The following is a 3,677-nucleotide window of genomic DNA, read 5'->3' as shown; positions in this document are numbered from 1 at the left end:
TTCTGGGTATCTTTTGTAAGCCATTTCTCTCTCCTTTTTCTGACATCAAAAGTGTCCCAAATTGACGGGATAGATCATCGTCCTATAATTTTCTTACCTGGGACTCTCTGTGATCAAAGATTATTTAAGCATCAGCTAGAATACTTCAGTAAGTATAGAGATGTTTATGTCGCTAATTTTAATAGTTGTAAAACTATCAAAGAAATGGCTGAAGAAGTACTTAAACTTACTGATAGATGCTTTGATCTGGTAGGACTATCAATGGGAGGTATTGTTGCTTTTGAAGTAATTAGGCAAAACAGCAATCTAGTAAAAAGTTTAGTATTGCTAGATACCAACTATGCTGGAGAAACCGATGTAAATCGCCATAATCGTCAAAAGCAACTATCTCAGGCACAACATGATGAAGGTTTTAACTATCTAAAACTAATAGAAGATTTATACCCTAAGTATGTGGCAAAGAAAAATATAGAAAATAAGCAATTATATTTAGATGTTATAAATATGGCAAGAGATGGTACCTTAAAAGCCTTTATGAACCAATGGAATGCTCTAATGACAAGACCTGATAGTTTGAGGACGTTAACAGAAATACGCTGTCCGACTCTTATTATTTGTGGTGAGGAAGATATGTTAATTCCTGTTGAAAAGCATAAGTTTATGAATGAACAAATTAAAGATTCTGATCTTGTCATATTAAAAGAGTGCGGTCACTTGAGTACTCTAGAATCACCATTAGAAGTTAACCAGACTATACAAAAATGGTATAGGCAAAGAGAAATTTGATTATTAAGAAGTATAAAAAATGAATATAACTCATACTAATTTTAAAAAGGCCCTTAATTCAGGAGAGATAATATTAGGAACATTTGTAAAAACTCCTAGTTTAATGCTTAATGAAGTACTTTCACAGACATCACTCGAGGCTTTTTGCCTAGATGCTGAGCATTCACCATTTGATAGAAAAGATTTAGATATGGCAATTTTTGCATTTAGGAGTAGAAATAAACCTTCTCTTGTAAGGGTACCAAGCAAGCAGGATCATCATATATTAAATGCTCTAGATTGTGGTGCAACGGGAGTGATTATTCCTCATGTGGACTCAGCAGAGGTAGCTAAGAAAGTTATAAAAGCTACTAAATACTGTACTGGAGGTCGAGGATATGCCGGATCTTCTAGGAATGCAGAATATGGAGGTTTAAATATATTTCAGAACCTAGAGAATAATAGAGAAATAACAACTGTAATAGCACAAATAGAAGATAAGCAAGCATTAGACAATATAAAAGAGATAGCCCAAGTAGATGGGCTTGATTGCTTATTTATAGGCATAATGGATTTGACAATATCTCTAGGTGCAAATTCTCCAAAAGATGACCAAGTCCAAAAAGCAATAGAACATATCTGTGAAGTTGCAAGAAAAGCAGGTAAGAGGCTAGGCATCTTTTTACCTAATACACAGGATTTAAATTATTGGTTTAATAAGGGAGTTACACTCTTTCTTTTATCATCAGAGCATTCACTACTTAAACAAGCTTGTGCTGCTATGGTAGAAGATGCAAGGGATAGCTTAAGAAATAGAGTATAAAATTAAAAATGGAGAAAATAATGACTTTAGAAAATGTTTCTTCTACTTTGAGAAGTAGAATTTTAAGAAATGCTGAGTTAGAACCATGCAAAACAGCATTTATTGATGCTAAAACCCCAGGTAGTGATCAAAAGGAGAATTTTTGTTTAATTGGAGGGGGCGTCTCAGAAAACCCTGGTCAGGTAACACATATTAAAATTCCCCATGGTTTCGATGTTGGAGCGGCAAGACAACCTAAAGGTTGTAAGAACTCACATCATACACATGATACAGAAGAGATTTTTGTAGTACATAAAGGCTCTTGGAAGTTTAGCTGGGGGCATGATGGAGGTGACGGTCATGTAATATTAAATGAAGGAGACACTATATCTTTACCAACTGCTGTTTTTAGAGGTTTTGAAAATGTAGGAGATGGTGATAATTTCTTATTTTGTATTCTAGGCCAAAAAACAGATGGCACAGCAGGTAAAGTAACATGGGCACCTTATGTATTTGAAAATGCTAAGGATCATGGTTTAGTTTTACTAGAAGGTGGTAGGTTAATAGATACTTCTTCGGATGAAAAAATTCCTGAAGGTGCAAAACTTATGAGAGCAACAACAGCTGAGGATGTAGCTAAGTATAAGCCTTTTAGTCATGCTGATATAGCAAAAGGAGTTTTATTAGAGTCTGAATTGACCGATCAAATCTGTGAAACTGGTGGCTTAAATAGCTTTGAAGGAGTTTTGGAAATACCTGTCATTGGCCCTCAAAATGTTAATGAGTCACTAAGTAAAGGTAAGATTGATTGGTCACATAATTTTGTTTTAAGGCGTTTAAGACTAGAGTCAGGTGCTATAGTCCCTGAGCATAAGCGTTTTGAAGAAGAAGTTCTTTTTGTCCATAAAGGGAGTCTCCATGTCAAAACTTCGGAGGGAGAGTTTAATTTGCATGAAGGAGATTTATTTACTTGTCCTATAGAATTAGTACGTGAATATTCTAATGTTACTAGTGAAAAAGTAGATGTTATTGTAGCTCGCCGAGGAGACCATCCAAGAGCAGCTGAATTTAAGTAAAGGAGTAAAGTATGACAACAAATACTAATCATCAAAAAAATAAACAGTTAGTTTGGAGTTTCTTGCAAGAGTTAAATAATGCAACTCCAGATAATATTAAAAATATTTTTAGTAAGTATCATTCTACAGATGCTACTTTTAATATAAGTTATCCATTTAATATAATAAAAGGTATCGATAAATATATAGATATCTTTTGGAAAGATTTTCTACATGCTTTTCCTAATAGAACTAGGGTTGAGAGTGTGTACTTCTCAGGTGATTTTGATGATAAACAGTGGGTTACAGTGACTGGTAACTATTGTGCTGAGTTTGAGCATGATTGGCTTGGTATACCGGCAAATAACAAAATAACGTATATTCGTTATGGAGAATTTTACCAAATAGAAAATAATAAGATTGTTGATACATATATACTATATGATATTGTTGACATTATACGTCAAGCAGGTATCACTTTATTACCTTCAAGCTTAGGTACCGAAATTCCTTTTCCATTGCCTCAGACACAAGATGGGATACTACTTAATCAACAGCCTGATGAAGCATCAAGAGCATCACTAAAGTTAGTTGAGGATATGATATTTATAGGTCTAAGAGATAGGTCTAAAGATGAATATGCTAGTAGAGGCGCAGAACGCTATTGGCATCCTAAGGTAATGTGGTATGGACCATGTGGTATTGGTTCCACCAGAGGAATAGATGGATTCCAAAAGCAGCATCAAGAGCCATTTATTAGAGCATTTCCTGATAGAGTAGGAGGCAATCACAAAGCTAGATTCGCAGAGGGGAGTTATATTGCCTCAACAGGTTGGCCAAGTATCAATGCAACACATACTGGAGAGGGGTGGTTAGGGTTGGCTCCAACAGATAAGAAAATCACTATGCGAGTTATGGATTTTTGGAGAAGAGAAGAATCCCTACTAGTTGAGAATTGGGTCTTTATTGATTTTCTCGATTGACCCTTTACAGACTTTTGTGTAAATTTTTCATAGGCTACCAATCCTATCTTCAAATTTAATCATAAAATGTGC

4 protein-coding genes are annotated in these 3,677 nt (G+C 34.8%); all 4 read left to right on the top strand.

Annotation, left to right across the window (positions count from 1 at the left end):
- Window positions 1-786, top strand: a 786-nt coding sequence (locus tag AB8E56_RS11260) for an alpha/beta hydrolase (protein WP_329481156.1), incomplete at its 5' end; no start/stop codon positions are given.
- A gap of 19 nt (window positions 787-805) precedes the next feature.
- Window positions 806-1,588, top strand: coding sequence for an aldolase/citrate lyase family protein (locus AB8E56_RS11255; RefSeq protein ID WP_329481154.1), 783 nt, complete (start codon window positions 806-808; stop codon window positions 1,586-1,588).
- Window positions 1,589-1,608: 20 nt separating this feature from the next.
- A complete protein-coding gene (locus tag AB8E56_RS11250) occupies window positions 1,609-2,643 on the top strand; it encodes a cupin domain-containing protein (protein ID WP_329481152.1) in 1,035 nt (344 codons plus the stop codon).
- Window positions 2,644-2,654: 11 nt separating this feature from the next.
- Entirely contained in the window at window positions 2,655-3,605 is a 951-nt protein-coding gene (locus AB8E56_RS11245; protein WP_329481150.1) for an ester cyclase, read from the top strand.
- Window positions 3,606-3,677: the final 72 nt, after the last annotated feature.

Source organism: Francisella sp. 19X1-34 (genome assembly GCF_041102755.1).
In the GTDB taxonomy this organism is placed as follows: Bacteria; Pseudomonadota; Gammaproteobacteria; order Francisellales; family Francisellaceae; genus Francisella.
Note: the sequence above shows the minus strand (reverse complement) of the source record. Positions and strands in the feature narration are given on the sequence as shown.

Bases quoted from the DNA above. Each gene is read 5' to 3' on its own strand.
- AB8E56_RS11245 (WP_329481150.1), top strand. From the start codon at position 2,655: ATGACAACAAATACTAATCATCAAAAAAATAAACAGTTAGTTTGGAGT.
- AB8E56_RS11250 (WP_329481152.1), top strand. From the start codon at position 1,609: ATGACTTTAGAAAATGTTTCTTCTACTTTGAGAAGTAGAATTTTAAGA.
- AB8E56_RS11255 (WP_329481154.1), top strand. From the start codon at position 806: ATGAATATAACTCATACTAATTTTAAAAAGGCCCTTAATTCAGGAGAG.